The organism is Humiphilus diazotrophicus, from assembly GCF_059726315.1.
In genome coordinates, this window is sequence record NZ_AP040870.1 from 3,257,129 (window position 1) to 3,275,749 (window position 18,621).

Genomic DNA, 18,621 nt, shown 5'->3' on the forward strand with positions numbered 1-18,621 from the left:
TTGACGTTCCTGTTTTGCTCCAGACCCGACACGCCCATTGACGCGCCTATGCCATTGTGAGATAGTGTCGCATATTTCTAAATTTCATTTGCAAGGTAGAGTGCAAGAGGCGGAGTTATGCAAAAATTCTGGCTCGGTATGGTCGCAATTTGGGCGATAGGAGTCGCTGGCTTATGTCGAGCAGATCAACCGCAGGGATCTAGCGCCCCCGCAATTTCATGGACAAAGGGGCCAATGGTAGCGAGGCTTGGCAGCATCGCCGAAATCGAACTCCCGAAGGGTTATGTTTTTGCCGACGGCAACGGTGCTCGGAAATTTCTCGAACTTACACATAATCCTTCCTCCGGCGCCGAACTTGGAATCATTGCACCACAATCGAATCAGGAAAGTTGGTTTGTCCTTTTCGAATTCAACAATACTGGGTACATAAAGGACGACGAAAGGGAATCTCTTGACGCTGCCAAGATTCTGAAGAACATACAGAAAGGCACCGAAGATGCAAATTCAGAACGTCAGAAGCACGGGTGGAAGGCATTCCACGTAACTGGATGGCATACACAGCCTTACTACGACGTCCAAACGAATAACCTGACATGGGCAATAGACGGTTCTGAGGACAATGGCACGAGCCCATCAGTGAATTATTCAGTTCGGATTCTCGGTCGGCGGGGAACTATGAATGTCGATCTCGTGTTGGATCCAAACGACATGACTGCTACCGAACCGAAGTTCAAAGCCCTAATGTCAAGATTTCACTTCACCGGGGGGAATCGGTATGCCGATTTTGTCAAAGGTGATAAGGTCGCAAGCTATGGGTTGACTGCTTTGATAGCCGGCGGAGCCACAGCAGCAGCCATAAAAACTGGTTTGTTCGCTAAGCTGTGGAAGCTAATTGTCGTACTATTTGTGGCGATCATTGGTGCTATCAAGAAATTGTGGAACAAAACAAAGGCAGCGGTTACCGGCACCCGTGATCCCAAAGAGGAATTTCCCCCTACAAATATAAAGCCTGACTAAACGAATGCTGACGGTTGAACGCGAATTTACGTTTGTAGTTTATGCTTTGTACGCTTTCGATTGCATTCATTGGCTTAAGCCAAGCCAGTTCGCCCTCGTCCGACGTTTCAGCCGATGGCGAATTCAAGCGTTTCGCGATGACTCGTACACACTTCTCGGTAGAATGCCTGTATTTGTAAACCCGTTCGATTTCCGCCCATCGTATCTCTCAGGCGAGTTGGATGATCTTGCTGCTGTAGAGACAACTATTCAAGACATCGCCAACCGATACACGTCCGAATTAGTCTTACTTACTATATTTTCCACTATTGGCGCAGTTAACCTCTTGGTATTCCTTCCGCTGCTCCTGCTCTCGGGATATTTGCCAGCATGGTGGCACACAATAGCAACCATAGCGCTGGTCGTGCAACTTGTCCTGACCTACGAAGTCTATTGCCAAAGCGCCATTTGGCGAAGGGAGTGTCCCAGCGATTTCTGGCCGCAGTTCGTGTCAATATTACTCAATCCCGTAGCTGCACTACGAAGCGGCGATACGGTTTTGAGAGGAACGTTTGGATCACGAAACCAATCCCCATCCAACTCGGTGAGGCACTAACTAGACAGCGCAACCCTTATCTGTAAGGTTTCTTTGCAGGTTTATGTCGAGATTCAGGTAGCTGCAAAACCAAAGCCAAAACACGGCGAAATATTCTACTTATCTCCCAAACGGCAGTAGGGAGATAAGAAGGGAGAAGAACAGTAGACAGGGAGCGGGTTTGGAAGAGATCGGAGGAGTCACTCAATGGGTAATGGGCGAGGAACCGCTCAAGGCGACCCGCTCTAACCCTGTTTTGTCCCAGGTGGCTTGAATGGGCCACCCCGCCTAGTGGAAGTTTTTGTAGATCTTGGACTGGGCTCGACTGAGAAAAATCCTTGATCAGTATCTTAAGACTTCTAACGCGGCCACACATAAGCATCGTTCATCCATAACCATGCGACCCAGCACAATCCGCTACAATCATGCTGAACCTCATGAAAGACAACTGGCCTCGTAGGATTGGAATCTGGACTTTCCTGATCACGTTGATTTTGGTAGTTCCCGTTGCATTGGCACAACGGAACTTGCATTCCGTTTCCACGATTCGACGGATAGAAATTGCCCCAGTATGGACTGGAACTGAGCAGCCAACCAAGAAGTTGGTGGTCGTAATGCGTGATCATGGTGCCTTTCTCCGTACTTGGTATCCAGAGGAACTCTCCCCGGAGAACAATACCCTGCAGATATCTGCCATATCTGCTTCTGATGTCACAGCAAATGATTCTCAGCCCAAAGTTGAGGAGAACAGCCATCAGGAACCAATCGACACGAAGTTAGTAAGCAGGCTCCTTGCCGCGTTAAAGTCTGCTCCCATGGCTCACGCTACACTCGCCAATCTTGGAATCACTCCTGCGTGGCAGTCTCGTTTTGCAGAAAAACATGCAAAGCAGATAGGCAGACTTGGAGAACCTACCACTGAACACCAGAAGGCTTTCGCACAGAAAGCACTTTCCGATCGAGCACTACTCAACAGGCTATTGCCTCAGATCATAGAAGCAAGGTGGACAGATGATCCTGTTTGGGTTCGAGTCAAGATCGTATTTAGCAATGGCAATATCTGGACCGCGCAGACAGCCCATCAACCAAGTTTTATGCTTCCATGGACATGCCATCGCAACGGTATTATCTTCCAGACTTACAATGCTAATCTATCAAGAGCAATTGCTGCCCTGCTCCCTGAGGGGACAGTGAATCGAGACCGTCTGACGGGGAGTGAACTAGATCAGGAAGTTCTCCCTATCCTGGGAGATGCAATCAAGGAGCAATGGCTGGATATCGGCGCAGAAGACCTCGCCGGTGAAGCTCTACATACGCTGAAGAAGACATACATTGTGCGGCGATCCGAGGTCTCCAATTACATTAGTCTGGATTACGGCGCCGATAAGTGGGGCGAAAGTCCAGAACAGTACTTCCTCAATGCCGACGTGAGACGCCCAAATTTTCCAAAGTGTTTAGTAGTTGCGGCGATTTTCCCGATTACAGATAGGGAGCCCGAGGGAGTAAGCGACTTCCTTCACAATGGACGCTATTACGAGAACATTGTCCTTTCAACCCCTTGGTTGATGGAATCCCTCCGCAAGTTCGAGGACGTTGGAGCTTGGCTTTTATTCGTTCGTGATGTTTCGATGAGTGCAAAGGCCTTACGAATCTTTACCAAGGACATGCACGAACTTGGTAGAGATGACCTTGCAAAGGATGTATCGGTGCACAGGAAGGAGGTTGCGCTCCTCAACTACAACGGAAACCAGTTGATCATCTTTCCTGACCATCATGCCATTGTCTGGAGATGGAGCAGATGGCGCAAGTTATTCCGCTGGCCTCCAGAGAGCCTAACCACGACTCACTGTGAGAACTATGCAACGACTAGCGAAGGATGTGTTGCCGCCGTTATCAGGTCGGACGGGCATTTGATCAAATAAAGCCTTGGGGACAGTCAGTGAATGAGCCCCCATGCCGTTCGGAAGCAGCTTGTGAGGCCGCACGAAGCGTGAGAGCATTATTCGCATGGTTGCAAGTCCAGAACCCAAAGACCGGTTCTCCTCTTTGAAAACGCTACTCGGAGTCGCTGGTGTAATTTATGCCGTCATTTATTGCAGTGCACATCCTGGCGAGTGGTGGAGGATTCTGCTAAAAGCGATTTTCAGCCCCTTCTAATGCCAAAACTGACCCGTGACGTACATCTTTCCCCGGCTTCGCTTCGCCGCCCTGGACTCAAAAACACTCATTTGATGACCTTTCCTACTTCGTCGCAGGTGAATGCCGTTCCCTTCCTTTGGCACAGAGATTCCTGATATCGGCTTGTCTCTGAACTAGACTCCATATCGGAACATCGTGTCATTTCAAGGCAGGCCCCAGATACGGTACAGCTCCCGTACCATCCTCCCCATCTTCCCCACCGTGACATAAGCCTCTGTGCATCGGACCAGGAACGGTGATGTATCTGAAGAGATTTGATATCCGAGAGCAAGGCCTCTGCCCACATGCGAAACAGCCACTGACAAGGCTCCAAGGCGACTCCCCAAGCAACCAGTACCAAAGAAATCGTGAGGATGAACGTACCTTTGCGCATCTTGAGAAGATTGCCTAACGGTTATCTGGATTCTCTGTCTTAGTTGGGCTTCCGATCATCGGGCGAAGAATAATCCGGCTTAGGTAACAGACGGTCACGATCATAAGGTGGGTCTTCGTGCGCTGGAATGGCATCATCGGGAAAATCCTTCAGCCACTGCTGCCGATCAGCTTCAGCTGCGTAATATTTGAGATCGAGCCGGATATCTTCCTCGCTGCCACTACCGAGCATTTGTATGTGCCACGCTGAATTTTCATCCAGCGGAAATGCTGGGGTTTGCTCACGGAGGGAGGAGATCCAGAGATGTGCATAGAGCTCGCGGTCGCTGAGATGATCTGTCTGTTCGATAAATACTCGAAGCAATGCGAGCTTGTGTATCACCTCCCAAAGCTTTTCCGTTAACTCCTGGTCGTTAAGCGAATCCGGTGGAGGGAGTGACACGCCCGCATTCTCCAGCTGTTGGAAGTTCGTCGTCAACGGAGCTTCCTCGTAGTCCACCACATGCTGCCAGAATGCTTCCTCTACTTCAGCCGGAATCTCAGCTGTGCCGTCATCCAAATTCCCCACTGCCATCTGACCGCCACATAGCTCCTCCGCACGACGTTTCAATTCTTCGATTCGCCTATCCTGCTCATCTTCGGATTCCAGCTTTGTCACAATTACCTCCTGCTTACGAAACTGCACATCTCCAGTGATTCCTTAAGCGACAAGCCAATGCTACACGAGGTCAAGCATGCGGCCCACACCATATATACCTCCGTGCAAACAGATATCAGAATCAGGAAGTTGACTGTATTGAGGAAATGTCTGGGGTTAGAGCCGAAGAAAACCAAACATCAGGCTTCATCTGGAAACTTAAGTCCTTCCCTCATAGCTTGCTCACTCGGATGAACTCGTAGTGGTCACAACTCACCAGAGTTTGTCGCCGGAATTCACCTTGCAGGCGCTAATGGGCTGGGGACGTTTGCTGTTGAAATTCGTTTCCCAACACTTACCTAACACCGAGCAGTAACAAGCGCGAAATTCCATGTCATCCCGGGCCTTGTCGAAGGTCGCGGCCAAATCTTTACCGGCCATCGCCGGATCGATCTGGATAACAGATGTTTGGTCATGCGGGGACAGAATATTGCCAGAGACGTTGGAATAGATGACGCCAGAGGGTAGAACATCCTTATCAGCAGGCAGGGCCTTGGAACAACAGGCTCGCAACAGACCTCCAACCGTCGCGTAAGAAACACCTTTATAACGCACCTCAAAGCGGTCGATGATGGCGGGACCGATGCCTTGGTTGGCAAGGATAATCTTTTCGAGGAGCTTGCCTTCGGGTGTGACCTGATTACCGAAGGATTTGAGTATTGGCAGGGTGCTGGCCTCGACCATTTTTTCATTCTGGTCGACCATCTTCTCCATAGTGCGGCCGTGCTCGATGGAGACGACAAGTGAAACTACAGAAATAAAGACAGCGCTGACAGCGACAATGCCGTCAAGCCAGCGATGACCGGTGCCGTGGCCATGCGGTGCGTGACTGTGATCGGGTGCAGGCATCACGTCTGTTTCGTCGGCCTCCTGAGGTGTTTGGTTCATAGTAGTTGATACCGAAACTTTGTGCGTTTTTATGACATACAAAGAGCTGCTAATAGTTCCTCGATAATAGAGCCCACACTACTTCAAATCCTTGCGACATCTCCTTCGCCGTGCCAGGACTCTGTATCCCATTTGAAGGTAAAGACGAGCTGCCACCATTTATGCGGCTTCTGACCATAGCGAAAGTTCATTACTACTGAAGCGCCCATGCTGGAAGCTTCTGCGGCCAACTTGCGTTTCACATCGAGAAGATTGGCATTCTGACGGGATATTTCCGCATGGATATGCCGGATTACCGAGCCTCCGGAAATGGCCGACTCGGTAAAGAAAACCCCATCTACTTCGGTTCCTTTGACTCCGTACCGCTCAATCATTTAAGCATCTCGCTCCATGATGATGATCAGTTCTTCGCGTGTTCCGGTGAAGGAAGGGATACTGGCTGTAGCAGAAGTAATCACTCGCCAGCCTTCAGCAGCATAAGCATTGATTGCATTCTCCAGCTTCTCCGGGTCGAATTTACCCGCGAAAAATCTATCCTTCTGAGTCAGCACCTTATATTGCTTCAAAACAGCCTCCAATGGTTTTATTCGAATTGAATTTTACTCATAACGTGCTGTTATTTCAGTATCTAAATTCCATCTTGCCCAATTGGCCGCAATCGGTCTCCCAATGTAAGACAGGAATCGTCAAAACTAACCGCCGCAAATAACTTTACTAACTTCCCAAGAAAATGATATGAATGCACCCTGTTCGCTGAGGGCAGCTGACAACCTAAGAAACAGCCGCTCTCCGACATTCGGCTCACAAGCAAGAGGTTATAGAAAGTCTCCATGAGTCTCGTATAAGGGTGAAACGATCATGAACACTCGCGACAGGAAGGACTCTCCGAAATACCACATGCAACCGGCTGCAATTCTTATGGTGTTCTGCCTGGTGTTTTCCGCCTCACTCATAGCACAACAAACAGCCTCATACGTACCCGCCTGTGAAGCTAAGCCTATGATTGGATCGAACTCCCTCAAAGACTTATCCAGCGCTTACTTCGGAGATTCAAGTTATCAATGGAGTATTTTGCTCGCGACAAATGCTCATGCGTCCGACTCAGGATTCAAATTCATCCGAGACCCCTATCACCCGCCCACGGACTCAACTGCTTGTATTCCTTCATTCCCTGAGGCGAATCATCTGAGATCCAGCTATGACAGATATCTGCGCTCAGTCAATCAAACACGGATGCCAACACCAACCGACATCTCTTCCTCTCTGGTGGCGATCGATTCTTCCAAACCGGCAACAGTCGTTACCTGGATCAGAGAATCGCAGCTTTCGGCCTTCCACAAGGGCACAAATACCTGGATTTCCGCCGCTCCATACGATGTGTGGGTGACGGCTGTCCCTAAGCTGAAGGACTTCTGCCAGGAGTTTGCGAATAAGCATGTCGCCTCTGTCAGGCAACTTACCGAGCGTTTGGAAGAGCGGCTAGGGCTTCCACCTCTGAATGGCAAAACAGTTTTCGTAGAGTTTACGGTTACCGATCCCTCAGTTCCGACACATCTCTTTCGTCCTTGCGTTGTGCCTTCAGTTACAACAACAAGCTGCGCACTGGGACCTCCACCTTCGGAGGCAGGGGATCAATATAAAGGCTGGTTCTTTTCGCAGTATTACTCTTCTTATGGCACCCAATTACCATATCCATACCCATGGACATCGCTGGGATATACCTTCGATTGGGCTCAACTCGATGACGACCACTCCACACGATTTGTCCAGTTCGGAGAAAGTGAATTTGTCGTCCCTAAAGGAGCTCCAATTCAGATCAAGTCGGCTTCCACGATCATGCAATACTGCTCAGTACGTGAAACGGCTCCCATTAACTAAACAACACAGGCAGCGTTCCCATAGGAAGGCTGCCTGTATTTACTAGTTCCTACATTTGTTATTGGCGCAAAGAGGAATACCTACGAAGGGGTGGCGGTCAGAAACTGCCACCACAGCCGGTTCGGAGACCGGCGCTACTATACTGTACGTCTGCCGTAGCTTAATAGAATGCGCTGTGGTGACACGAACGGCAACGAACAAAGGCTGATGAAGGCTACCTCTATAGTGCAGTACATCCCAACTTCAGCGAAGTTAGAAATCGAAACCGCCGACGATTGCCCCACTTGAAAAGGGCAACTTGACTTTACTTTGTTACGTTTCCTCGTCGTAAAGGAAATTACAGAAGTCAGCATCTACTGAAAGCCGCCCAGGAAGCGGGCGTGAGACGAGCCGGAGAAGGGTAAGCAGCTCTCATGTAGCGCCGGTCTCCGAACCGGCTGTGGTGGCGGTTTCTGACCGCCACCTTCCTGCGTCGATTTCTTCTTCGTTTGCTGCTTGCAATATAAAAACTCGAAACACAGGCAGCGTTCCCATAGGAAGGCTGCCTGTATTTACGAGAACTGCGACTAGCGACGGAAGTGGAAGGAGACACCGGCGGCAAGCTTCAGATCGTGCTGAACATTATCTGCATTATTCGGTAAGGTCGAGCGCACGTAATCGACCTCAACGGCACGAACGCCAATCGTCTTGGAGACGCGCAGATCGATTCCGCCTCCTGCCTGCACAGCAAAAGAACTCGCAGCGCCCTGGGCACCTTTTGACGAAGGGAAAATACTATTGAACGCATGGACACCGCCGATCAGGCCTTCACCAAAGATTGCGACGCCATGACTTCCGAGATAGCGGTTCTTCCACTTCTCAGGGCTGTAGGTATATCGAGGACCCATTGTGAACATCACCTTGTCAAGATCCACTCCCGACTGGATGTCGGAAGCATGATTCCCGGTCAGATTCGCTGCTACTCCGAGTCCATGAAAGAAAGTAAATGCGGCGTTCGCACTCCCCCCATGCAGCCAGAAGCAGCCGCAATCCACAGAGACTATTTTGGCCCGTTCTGCCGTATACGTGACGGCCACATCGATATCGGTCGGATTTCCCTTAGACACAGGCTTTGACTGCTGCGCCTCCGTTGCAAGACTGGCAAACAACAAGCCACACACAAGCGCCACACTGGCCAACATTCTTCTAGCGATCATCTCATCCCTCTACTGGAGTGCTGATTGTAACTGCCACCACATAACAAGGCAGAACCGGACTTGCGATGATGTAAATCGCTTATACCGTTCCTTGCGCTCGAAGTACCACTACTTTTAGAGTATTTTCACAATTATGTAAACCTTCTAATACCCTTCGGGTACAGCTTTCTTTCCACCCCATCAAACCAAAGGCACGATAGCCTTCCATTTGCAATTCTACATAATGCAATTCACATAGTTACTTTCTTGCTATGGATCTATTTGAGCCATAAACCATTTGGCCACCGGGAGGGATGTGCGACGTAGACTGGAACGGAAGGGAAAGAGTGGAACTTTCCAGGTGGAGATCTCGTATTGCTGGTTATGACACGCCCTCGTGCTAGACAAAGAGTTGTTTTAGGATCAATCCTTCTCGGCTGCATGTTATTTGCACGAACGTCGCTAGCCGAAAGCCACGATATGAAATGCGACGGAAGCCTTCCCGCAACGCATATTGCACTCACGGAAAATGATCATGCAACGGCAGACCACCTGGAATTGAACCGGCAGTTTGGGAATAGTACATCGGTCACTCTGGATATCTGTGTAGCGGATCTGACCATTAGAAGCGGAACGGACAGCCAGCTAAAAATCTCCATCGACGCAGGTAAGGATTCTCCTCAAAAGAATCTTGTCGACTACGTTCAGACTCCGGATGTAGATCCAACACATACTACCTTGAGGCTCCATCTCCCCAAGGAGTTGCAGGCCAAGGTTGTTGTTGTCCTTCCAGCCTCCACTCCCAATCTGGAGGTGAATTTGGCTCACGGCAGCGTTTCGCTTGAAGCGGACAAAGCGGAGAGCAATCGCACCATCAATCTGGCTTCCGGAGATGTGAAGTTTCATGGAAACACCGATTCCTACCATCAACTGAAGGTAAGCATCGCCTTTGGTGCCCTACACGACCATCGCCAAGGCGGAAAGAAACGTCACTTCGTAGTGTCTAGATCTCTTTCGGGCACGGGTAAAAGCAATATAGAAATCAACCTCGCCAAAGGCAGTGTCGACCTTTTCTCTCTTTAGAGAAATCTAACCATTTAATTTTCAGCGATCTACCCGATCCGCAAAACCTCTAACGTTGCGGACCGGGTAGATCGCTATGTTTCAAAAATTATTTGTTGCAACGAATATCGTTCAAACGAATCATATAGCCAAGAGGAGAAAAAGGGCCATGACAACAGCCACCGCGACACAAACCGCCACAACCACCTGGAACATCGATCCCGTTCATTCCGTTGCCGAGTTCAAAGTCAAGCACATGATGATCTCGAACGTAAAAGGACAGTTCACCGCAGTATCCGGAGTACTATCCCTCGATGAAAACGACATTGCCAATTCGCGCATTGAGGCCTCAATTGACGCTTCGTCCATCGATACTCGCGACGAACAGCGCGATGCGCATTTGAAGAGTGCCGACTTCTTCGACGCCGAAACCTATCCCAAGCTATCCTTCCAATCGGGGAGCATTACCCGTACAGACGATGGAGAGCTCTCCATTGAAGGCGATCTAGCCATTCACGGTGTAACCCGCAAGGTAGTTTTCCGTGCGGAAGGACCAAGCGCAGCAGCAAAAGATCCCTGGGGCAATACCCGCATCGGCTTATCGGCAACCACCAAGATCAACCGGAAAGATTTCGGTCTTACATGGAACGCGGCACTTGAGACAGGCGGAATTCTTGTAGGTGAAGAGGTAACTATCACATTGGATGTGCAGTTTGTGAAGGCCTGAATCTTTCGAGAGACAGCCACATCCAAAGTCAGCGTTTTCCCATACGCAGAAGAGGTAAAAGAACATGTCACTCCGTCCAGTTAGAGAGATCATTCAAACCAAGCCCACAGTAGAGGGGGCTGGCGTAAAGCTTCAGCGGGCCTTCGGCTTCGGCAAAACAAAGGAGTTCGATCCCTTCCTGCTGCTGGACGATTTTAGGAACGAGAATCCAGAGGACTACCTTGCGGGGTTCCCATGGCATCCGCATCGCGGCATTGAGACGATCACGTACGTACTGGCCGGAGCGGTAGAGCATGGCGATAGCCTGGGCAATCATGGAAAGATGACGGCCGGCGACGTGCAATGGATGACGGCAGGTAGCGGCATCATGCATCAGGAAATGCCCTCAGGAGATGAGCAGGGCCGGATGCATGGCTTTCAGCTATGGGCGAACTTGCCCTCTGCGCTGAAAATGACCAATCCGAGATACCAGGACATTCCTGCAAGTGCTATCCCCGAGGTAACCGAGGATGACGGGACTCGAGCACGCATTATCTGCGGAGAGTTCTGGGGCAAGACAGGCCCGGTAGAGGGAGTAGCGGCAGACCCGAATTACATCGACATTTCTGTACCTCCGGGTCGCAAGAAGAGGCTGAAGGTCGAGACCACACGGAATGCTTTTGCTTACGTCTTTGCAGGGTCGGGAACATTCCGGGACTCGTCTGATCCGCAGCCGGTCCTGACCGAGCATACCGAGAGGCCAGAAGCTGCACCTGTATACGATGCCCGCAACCACTCGCTCGTTCTCTTCGATCGCGGTGATGAGATTGTAGTTCAGGCGGGAGAAGAAGGTATCCGCTTCCTGCTCGTCTCCGGAAAGCCGATTGAGGAACCGGTCGCCTGGTATGGACCGATTGTGATGAATACTGAGGCGCAGCTACGCCAGGCAATGGTTGAGCTGCATGGTGGAACTTTCATCAGGCGTCGCTGAATTTGGAAATGTGTTTCGCAATAGCTTCGGGATGATATCTCCCCGAAGCTATTGCTTTTCCTCGCCTCGGAAGCGAACTTACTTGAGCCCTTTCACATAGGTAGCAATGGCCTTTGCCTGATCGGGCTGCAATCCTGCTACGGGCTTTACATGATGCCCTTTCTCTGCCCCACCTTTAGTTAGCAGAGCTACTATCTGTTCGGGAGTCTTGGTTGTACCTGCGACTTTAGGTCCCACCTTTCCCTTACCTTCTCCAGCCGCGCCATGACAGACCGCACACTTCGATTTGTATAGAGCGGCCCCGTCCTGGGCAAATGCCGCAGTGGAGAAGACCGCGAGTAATGCTACGACAGCAAGCCTTTTGTTCATCCCTATTCTCCCTTCACCACATACTGCCTAACTTTTTTGCGACTCTCCGTCATCGTTCTTCTCTGCCGTCTCGTTTACCTCTGCCGCGAGAGCCTCGGTATCCAGCGCGTGCTCTTCCTGATAGTGCTTCCGAGACATCTTGCCATCCCACCAGGTCCAATTCATGGGATAAGCATCAGGATCAAAGAACACCTGATAGAAGTGCCACACAATAATCGCTAATGTTGCCAGAACCGCTTCATAAAAATGGATAGCCGTCGCAACGTCAATCCACCAGCGTGCAAGCAAATCGCCAACCAGCACCTTGAACCACAACATGATTCCGGTGGCGGCCATGATGATAATGCCCCACACCAGCGCCCAATATTCAGCTTTCTCTGCATAGCTGAAGCGACTAAATTCGGGCTTCTTGCGGCTCAGCCCAAGATAATACCGCATGGTTCCAATTACGTCGAAGGCATCTTTCAATTTCGGGAAGAAGTCACGAATCAGCTTTCTCCCACTTGGACTTAGGGCCAAGTAAAAGAGGTGATAGATTCCGGCACCAATCATCACCACGCCAGCAATACGATGAGTGATGCTGCGCAAACGCTCACTCATCCCCAAGGCATTTGCGAACCAGGAATCCGGATACTTCAGAGCAAATCCTGTGATTACCAGAACAAAGAAGCTGATCAGCAGAAGCAGATGCTGCCAGCGCTGGTTCGGAGACATCCGCACTACGAATGCCCCTTCTGCTTTACGCCGGGCAATTGCCTTTGCCCGCCAGATAATTATGTTGTGCAGGAGCATTGCCCCAATCACAGCAAAGATCAGGAACAGATAGAATCGGCGAATCCAACGCACGGCAATGCTGCCAACATCGGCAGAACTGCGGGAATCGACGTGAACCCGATTTTGCGCAAACCTTTCATTCACGCCAGGATGGCAGGCGCCGCAGGTCTTGGCCAAGTTCTCCTTGCTAATCGTCGACCGCGGATCACTCGAAGGCAGAATGTTATGCACTCCGTGACAGCTTGCGCAGTTCGCCACAACCTGCGATCCGCCTCGTGCCGCGAGGCCATGATAGCTATCCATATAAGTGGCCACAGAGTGCTTCTGGGTTCCGAACTCCTGTGACAGTCGCACTCCTTCGTGGCAGCGCGCACAGGTAGCCTTGGCAAGGTTTAATGCAGAAACAGGAGAAGTAGGATCGACATGCGCCTTAATGGAATGAATCCCGTGGCAATCCGTACATACCGGCGCCTGGTCATTGCCTCTTGCTAAGGCCTGTCCATGAATACTTTGAACAAAATCCTTTGAGACATTCTGATGGCATTTCCCGCAAGTCTGGGGAACATTGAACTTAAAGATAGGAGACTGGGGATTGTTGGCGGGAAGAATCTCATGTGAACCATGGCAATCGGTACAAACGGCAGCGCCATCTTTTCCTGCCGCCAAGGCTTTGCCATGCACACTCTCTTGGTAGGACATGAAAGGCTGTGCACTTTGTCCACGAGACTCCATCACAAACTTCTGGCCATGGCATTGGCCGCAAGTCGCAGGAATATTAGCATGACTCACCCGCGACTTCGGATCGGAGGTGGGCACCATTTCATGAATGTTCCCGTGGCAGTCCTGGCAGGTTGCCGCACTCCCTTTTCCCGGATGAGGACTTTTTGCGTGAAAGCTACGATCATAGGCCGCTTGCTCATCAGCATGGCAGTCCTTACAACTTACTTTTGCAGGAGTAGTCTCGTGAGGTTCCGCTTTTACTCCCTTGTGGCAATCCACACAGGTAAGCATGCTGCCATGAACGGAATTCTTGAAATGATTGGGATCGACCTGGAGGCTTACCTGTTTGCCATCAACATCTTTGGTTAAAGAAGCATCGTTGTGACAGGCAAGGCAATCTTCATTGCGAGGCTTTTTCTCTGCGGAAGAGATAGTTGCAAAGGTCAGAAAACCAAAAGCTAAAACCAATAAGAAGAGCCGGTTACAAGCAGCCAGCTTACGGAAACACAACATGCTAAGTCCTCACACGCGAGGCTCCACGTCGGGGAAGTTGGCCGGGGGCTCGCTTTGCCGCAGTACCAGCATCTCTATGCCACCCTTGCTTTCAGCAGAGAACAACGCTGGCTCGCACTTTCTCCCGCAAGCTAACTTGAGCACTATAGAGCAATCTGTGATCCGGGATACATTTTTCGAAAATTGTGTAAAGACAGGACTTAGCTTTCCCTTTAGAGGAAAGGCTGAAGCATCTTTAAGTTTGGCAGCCGAGGAGGAGGAGTTGATGCCAGACGTGCCTCAAGAACCAAGGTAAGCATTTCAGAAACATACAGATACAAAATCACTCTATCTAACACATGTCTTACGCCATCGCTTGATACGCTAACGTCCAGAAACCGACAAATACCTGGGGAGGTTCCGGAGAATCCATTAGCCGTTGCGTAAAAGAGGAGTCTCAACATACCTTCTGCAGGATCAATGTATGCAATGCGAAAGATCGTATCTCGCTTGACCGGCTCTCCTCCACCAGCCAACAGCGTCCCAAGAACTTCCACGTGAGTTTCACCATTGCGGCTAACCCGTGCCACCATTCTAGGGATATCGCCACGCTCGACGTGCCCCGCAAGGAGACGAGGCATACGATCGAGACGATCTTTCGAGAATCCTCTGCTGTACATCTCTCCCTTCCGCCATACCGGAGCGTTTATTCGCTGTAGAGTTTTCACTTATTGACGAAAGGGAATCAGCTCACGAATCCGGCTATCGCGGAAAAAGAGGCCTCCCCAGACAAAGATTCCGAGAACGATAGGAAGAACAACAACCCCGCTGGTCAGCCTGACGTTTTCATCAACGGCGCCACCCAGGACGCCGGTCATCAAGATTGCACCTAGCACCGATGTCCGCGGAAAGAGATAAAAGAGAGTGGAAATAAGCTCCAGAAGTCCGACAGTCAAAATCTGGCTGGTGGGATAGCCAGACTTAGCAAATCCCTGAACCACTTCGGCAGTCCTTAACAGCTTCGTGCTGGCGGCAAAGAGCATCATCAGTATGGGAATGGCACTCAAGATGCGCCCGGTCCACAAAGCCCCTTTTGAGATGCTGATTTCTTGAGTAGTAACCGACATTGGCTTTTCTCCTTTTCTCTGTTTTGGAAGTTAGAACTTCATTTAGAACCGTCCTTCTATCGCGGTACAGCCGCAACAGAAAGCAAACAAGCTGATTCTCGGTCTTGCTTCCGTGACTTCGGAAACCTCTTACAGAAGACGAGCTCTAGTACTCAGGTCTCGATTCTGTATCGAACCAGAAATGTTGAAATCGACAGGCCCAGGAACTTAATTGAGAAAACAATTCAAAGATAGGGGAGCAGAATCTTCTAGCACCAACTGCATCAGGCTCAATCTTCTCTGCGGCGTAAAACTCCAGAGAGCAACCGTAAGCAAACAGCCCAGAGCTAAAGCAAGCTTTCATTGATGAGGGATATGGAATTCCGATCAGCCCGTAATTCGCGACAACTTGGCACGAATCTTTCGCGGGTATTCCGGGAAATAATGTTCGATAACGGAGAGTTCGAAATGAGGGAGAATTGACTCTTTCGACTCATGCTCCAGTAGAAACTCAAATGAGGCTTCTACCAGTTTCTCGGCAGAGACCCCTTGGGGAGCGTAACGCTTCATTTGGTCTGGCATTACTGTAACGTTGTGAGTGGTTTTTCCTGCGCCCTCTTCGACAACCACCTGATATTCGGATTGTCCGCGATTCGCTACTGAAATATGCACCATCACAAAATCTCCTGAGATAGGAAGAAGCCGTTTGGTAAAAAATGGCTGCCATAGGACACAAACTCATGCCCAGCCACCAAGTACTCTCACCGTTGCCAGCACACGACGGAAACGACTACCTCTGGCCCAACAAACTATACCTGGAGATAGAGAAAGAAGGAAGCAGGGAACTTACTGTTACAGTCTCCCACTCCCGTTGCTGTTTGTTGAGCAAACCCTGCACTGCTGTTGACCATCCAATAGGGCTAAGCCAGAGGCTCCGAAGCAAATTCCCTGCACCGGCTTTCGGACTACTCGCTCACAGAAACGCTGAGTTCCTTATCTATGCGCACAGTTGCTTTCTGATCTATGTGGGAAGAAGAATCGCCCAGCATAAGCTGATAAGCACCCGCGTCTACATGCCAGACTCCACTCTTCACATCGAAATAGGCAAAGCTGCGCGGCACGAGTTCTAGGGTGATATGCTTTGTCTCCTTTGACGCCAGAAAGACCTTTTCAAAGCCTTTGAGCTCCTTCACCGGACGTCCTATATGTGGATTCTCCTGTCCTACATACAGCTGGGCAACAGTAGCGCCAGAACGATCTCCTGTATTGGTCACGTCAAAAGTAACCGTATATTTTCCGTTTCCTGACGGCGTTGCTTTGAGGTTGGAAAAGCTAAAGCTGGTATAAGAGAGTCCGAAGCCAAAGGGATAAAGCGGATCTTTGCGGCTGTGCTCATACCCCCGATAACCGACAAAGATACCCTCCCGGTAATGGATCTTATTTGTCCCTGGATCTGGATAGTAGCTTGCCAAACTAGGGTTATCCGACAGAGTCTTCTCCCAGCTGATAGGAAGGTGCCCCGAAGGATTGGCTTCGCCGAAAAGCAACTTGGCGAATGCTGCACCTCCTAATTCCCCGGGATACCAGGTTGCAAAGATACCCTGAACCTTATCTTTCCACGGCATAACGTCCACGCTGCCGCCCGCAGTGATAGCCACAACGGTCTTCTTTCCCAAAGAGGCAACCTTCTCGATAAGCTGAACCTGACCGACAGGAAGCTCAAACGAGCGGTCTCCGCCTTCCGATTCCGATAGGTTGTCGAAACCTACAGCCAGGACCACAGCGTCAGCTTTCGACGCAATCGCCAAGGCATCTGGATCGACAATATCTTTGAGCGGAGCAATACCGACACGCACACCGGAGACACTACCCAACTGCTGTGAAACCATTTCCAGCACAACCTTGTGGGCCGACTTCCCCAGGTGCATTGTCGTCTGACTCAGGATGTATTTCGGAATGACAGTATTATCGAAGACAACCTGATCATCGACGTGAAGACGGAATCTCGCATCGGTGCGAACAAAAATGGCGAAATCCCCCTCCTCTGCCGGGGTATAGTAACCGGTCCACCGGCTTGAATTAGGAGGCGTCCGATAAGGATTCTGTGTCCTGTGCATCATGAGGGCGTTAATTTCCTGCTCCTCTGGCAAACGGCGTGTACCTCCAGGACTGACCATCGTCTGCTCGACAATGGTCGATTGCACATCTCCTTCGAGATTCGATTTTGAAAACGTCTCGTGTGTCACGCCCGGTTGCGTACCAGCTTCGTCAGTCGTGAACTTTGTCAGCCGTGCCAGCTGTTCGATGGTGTAGAGTCCACGTGCATAAAGGACATTGGCGTTTTCACCCAGCGCATTGCTGATGCCGGTTAGCAAGTTGGTGTTTGCAAAACTGACGACCTCTCCGCTACCGCCACCTGTCGTAATCGTCTGCGCTGCCGTAGGACCGATTACTGCGATTGTATGAAGTGCGGAACGTTCAAGAGGTAGAACTCCGCCGGTGTTCTGCAACAGCACCGTTCCCTCAAGAGCACCTTGTAACGAAGCTGCCCGCCCCTTTAGGTTGTAGCGAGGAATCGACAGATCTTTTACCGGATGATCAAGCCATCCAAAAGCTGCGGCCACTCGCAAAATACGCCGCACCTTCTCGTCGATGGTAGATTGACTGATCGCTCCGCTCTGCACAAGAGGAAGCAGCTTTTCCCTGCTGAAATAGACACCATAGGGCATCTCAAGATCGAGTCCGCCGTTTGCCGCAGCCGCTGTGTCATAAGTGGCGACCCAGTCCGACATAACTATTCCCGGGAAGTGCCATTGCTCCTTGGCTACTTCCACATTCAGGCGGCGGTTCTGTGTCATATGTTCGCCGTTAGTTAGATTGTAGGAATCCATGATTGCTCCTACATGAGCATCCTTAACGGAAGCTTCGAAGATCGGCATATAGATTTCTCGTAATGCCCTTTCGTCAATTACCGAATCGGTATCGTGACGCAGATACTCGGAGTTGTTTCCGAGATAATGCTTGACCGTTGCAGAAACGCCTTCTTTCTGGACTCCGCGAATATATCCAACAGCAATGCGGCTACCTAAGTACGGATCTTCTCCGAAATACTCGAAATTTCTACCGTTCATTGGAGCGCGATAGATATTGACACCGGGACCAAGTAGAAATGCAGCTCCGCGCGAGCGCGAATCACGTCCCAGTTCTTCACCAATCCTCAACGCGAGATCTGTATTCCATGAAGCAGCGAGCCCAATGCCCGCCGCATAGGCAACAGTCGGCGCAGGGATATGGGCGCCCACCGGACCATCTGTCATTTGAAAGAAAGGAATGTTCAGGCGCGGAATAGAGTGTGTCCGGAAAGGAGTATCGCCGCTGAGGAGATCGATCTTTTCCTCCAAGGTCATTTTGGCGATGAGTTCATCGACTCGTCGATCCACCGCTGCCGGGTCGGCAACAGGGAATTGTGCAAAGGAGAGGCCTCCCCCAAGGAAGCCTCCAAATATGAGCAAGCTTATGACGAACGCAAAGCTGCGGTTTCCGGTCAGCATCGAGATCCTGCCCCCTGAGCTTATTTCAACGAAGTCAAATGAGACGTCGA

The 18,621-nt window shown here is 50.6% G+C and carries 17 protein-coding genes; 6 read left to right on the forward strand and 11 right to left on the reverse strand.

Annotated elements, in window-relative coordinates; all coding sequences use genetic code 11:
- Positions 1 to 117: 117 nt before the first annotated feature.
- Together AC6I7T_RS14000 and AC6I7T_RS14005 are read left to right on the forward strand one after the other, a co-directional pair.
- Entirely contained in the window at positions 118 to 1,017 is a 900-nt protein-coding gene (locus tag AC6I7T_RS14000) for a DUF2167 domain-containing protein (protein ID WP_497794094.1), read from the forward strand.
- A gap of 1,011 nt (positions 1,018 to 2,028) precedes the next feature.
- Positions 2,029 to 3,513 (forward strand): hypothetical protein, encoded by a 1,485-nt coding sequence (locus tag AC6I7T_RS14005; protein WP_497794096.1) that lies wholly within the window; start codon positions 2,029 to 2,031, stop codon positions 3,511 to 3,513.
- A gap of 689 nt (positions 3,514 to 4,202) precedes the next feature.
- On the opposite strand, the gene AC6I7T_RS14010 is transcribed toward AC6I7T_RS14005, so the two are convergent.
- From AC6I7T_RS14010 to AC6I7T_RS14025, 4 genes are all read right to left on the reverse strand, one after another.
- Entirely contained in the window at positions 4,203 to 4,820 is a 618-nt protein-coding gene (locus tag AC6I7T_RS14010) for a hypothetical protein (protein ID WP_497794097.1), read from the reverse strand.
- Positions 4,821 to 5,072: 252 nt separating this feature from the next.
- Positions 5,073 to 5,747 (reverse strand): hypothetical protein, encoded by a 675-nt coding sequence (locus AC6I7T_RS14015; protein WP_497794098.1) that lies wholly within the window; start codon positions 5,745 to 5,747, stop codon positions 5,073 to 5,075.
- 83 nt (positions 5,748 to 5,830) lie between these two features.
- On the reverse strand, positions 5,831 to 6,121 hold the full coding sequence (locus tag AC6I7T_RS14020) for a hypothetical protein (protein ID WP_497794099.1): 291 nt from the start codon (positions 6,119 to 6,121) through the stop codon (positions 5,831 to 5,833).
- Positions 6,122 to 6,313: a DUF4177 domain-containing protein gene (locus tag AC6I7T_RS14025; RefSeq protein ID WP_497794100.1), complete on the reverse strand. Its 192-nt coding sequence runs from the start codon at positions 6,311 to 6,313 to the stop codon at positions 6,122 to 6,124.
- A gap of 292 nt (positions 6,314 to 6,605) precedes the next feature.
- Here AC6I7T_RS14025 and AC6I7T_RS14030 point away from each other — a divergent pair, with 292 nt between their 5' ends.
- Positions 6,606 to 7,625 carry a hypothetical protein gene (locus AC6I7T_RS14030; RefSeq protein WP_497794101.1) on the forward strand — a complete coding sequence of 340 codons (1,020 nt, stop codon included), beginning with the start codon at positions 6,606 to 6,608 and terminating at the stop codon, positions 7,623 to 7,625.
- Between the two features lie 566 nt (positions 7,626 to 8,191).
- Here the strand turns inward: AC6I7T_RS14030 and AC6I7T_RS14035 are convergent.
- Positions 8,192 to 8,821 (reverse strand): hypothetical protein, encoded by a 630-nt coding sequence (locus tag AC6I7T_RS14035; protein WP_497794102.1) that lies wholly within the window; start codon positions 8,819 to 8,821, stop codon positions 8,192 to 8,194.
- A gap of 459 nt (positions 8,822 to 9,280) precedes the next feature.
- Between AC6I7T_RS14035 and AC6I7T_RS14040 the strand changes: the two genes are divergently transcribed.
- The 3 genes from AC6I7T_RS14040 (at position 9,281) to AC6I7T_RS14050 (ending at position 11,559) form a co-directional block, all read left to right on the forward strand.
- Positions 9,281 to 9,883 carry a hypothetical protein gene (locus AC6I7T_RS14040; protein WP_497794103.1) on the forward strand — a complete coding sequence of 201 codons (603 nt, stop codon included), beginning with the start codon at positions 9,281 to 9,283 and terminating at the stop codon, positions 9,881 to 9,883.
- Positions 9,884 to 10,031: 148 nt separating this feature from the next.
- Positions 10,032 to 10,589 carry a YceI family protein gene (locus AC6I7T_RS14045; protein ID WP_497794104.1) on the forward strand — a complete coding sequence of 186 codons (558 nt, stop codon included), beginning with the start codon at positions 10,032 to 10,034 and terminating at the stop codon, positions 10,587 to 10,589.
- A gap of 64 nt (positions 10,590 to 10,653) precedes the next feature.
- On the forward strand, positions 10,654 to 11,559 hold the full coding sequence (locus AC6I7T_RS14050; protein ID WP_497794105.1) for a pirin family protein: 906 nt from the start codon (positions 10,654 to 10,656) through the stop codon (positions 11,557 to 11,559).
- 78 nt (positions 11,560 to 11,637) lie between these two features.
- Here AC6I7T_RS14050 and AC6I7T_RS14055 read toward each other — a convergent pair whose 3' ends face one another.
- From AC6I7T_RS14055 to AC6I7T_RS14080, 6 genes are all read right to left on the reverse strand, one after another.
- The gene (locus AC6I7T_RS14055) at positions 11,638 to 11,928 is read right to left on the reverse strand and encodes a c-type cytochrome (protein ID WP_497794106.1); all 291 of its coding nucleotides are present in this window, start codon (positions 11,926 to 11,928) and stop codon (positions 11,638 to 11,640) included.
- A gap of 27 nt (positions 11,929 to 11,955) precedes the next feature.
- A complete protein-coding gene (locus tag AC6I7T_RS14060) occupies positions 11,956 to 13,935 on the reverse strand; it encodes a cytochrome b/b6 domain-containing protein (RefSeq protein WP_497794107.1) in 1,980 nt (659 codons plus the stop codon).
- A gap of 212 nt (positions 13,936 to 14,147) precedes the next feature.
- Positions 14,148 to 14,594 (reverse strand): hypothetical protein, encoded by a 447-nt coding sequence (locus AC6I7T_RS14065; protein WP_497794108.1) that lies wholly within the window; start codon positions 14,592 to 14,594, stop codon positions 14,148 to 14,150.
- A 48-nt stretch (positions 14,595 to 14,642) separates the two neighbouring features.
- Complete coding sequence (locus AC6I7T_RS14070) at positions 14,643 to 15,041, reverse strand: DoxX family protein (protein ID WP_497794109.1); 399 nt, start codon at positions 15,039 to 15,041, stop codon at positions 14,643 to 14,645.
- A gap of 366 nt (positions 15,042 to 15,407) precedes the next feature.
- Positions 15,408 to 15,695 (reverse strand): hypothetical protein, encoded by a 288-nt coding sequence (locus AC6I7T_RS14075; RefSeq protein ID WP_497794110.1) that lies wholly within the window; start codon positions 15,693 to 15,695, stop codon positions 15,408 to 15,410.
- A gap of 290 nt (positions 15,696 to 15,985) precedes the next feature.
- Positions 15,986 to 18,571: a glycoside hydrolase family 3 protein gene (locus AC6I7T_RS14080; protein WP_497794111.1), complete on the reverse strand. Its 2,586-nt coding sequence runs from the start codon at positions 18,569 to 18,571 to the stop codon at positions 15,986 to 15,988.
- Between the last annotated feature and the right edge of the window lie 50 nt (positions 18,572 to 18,621).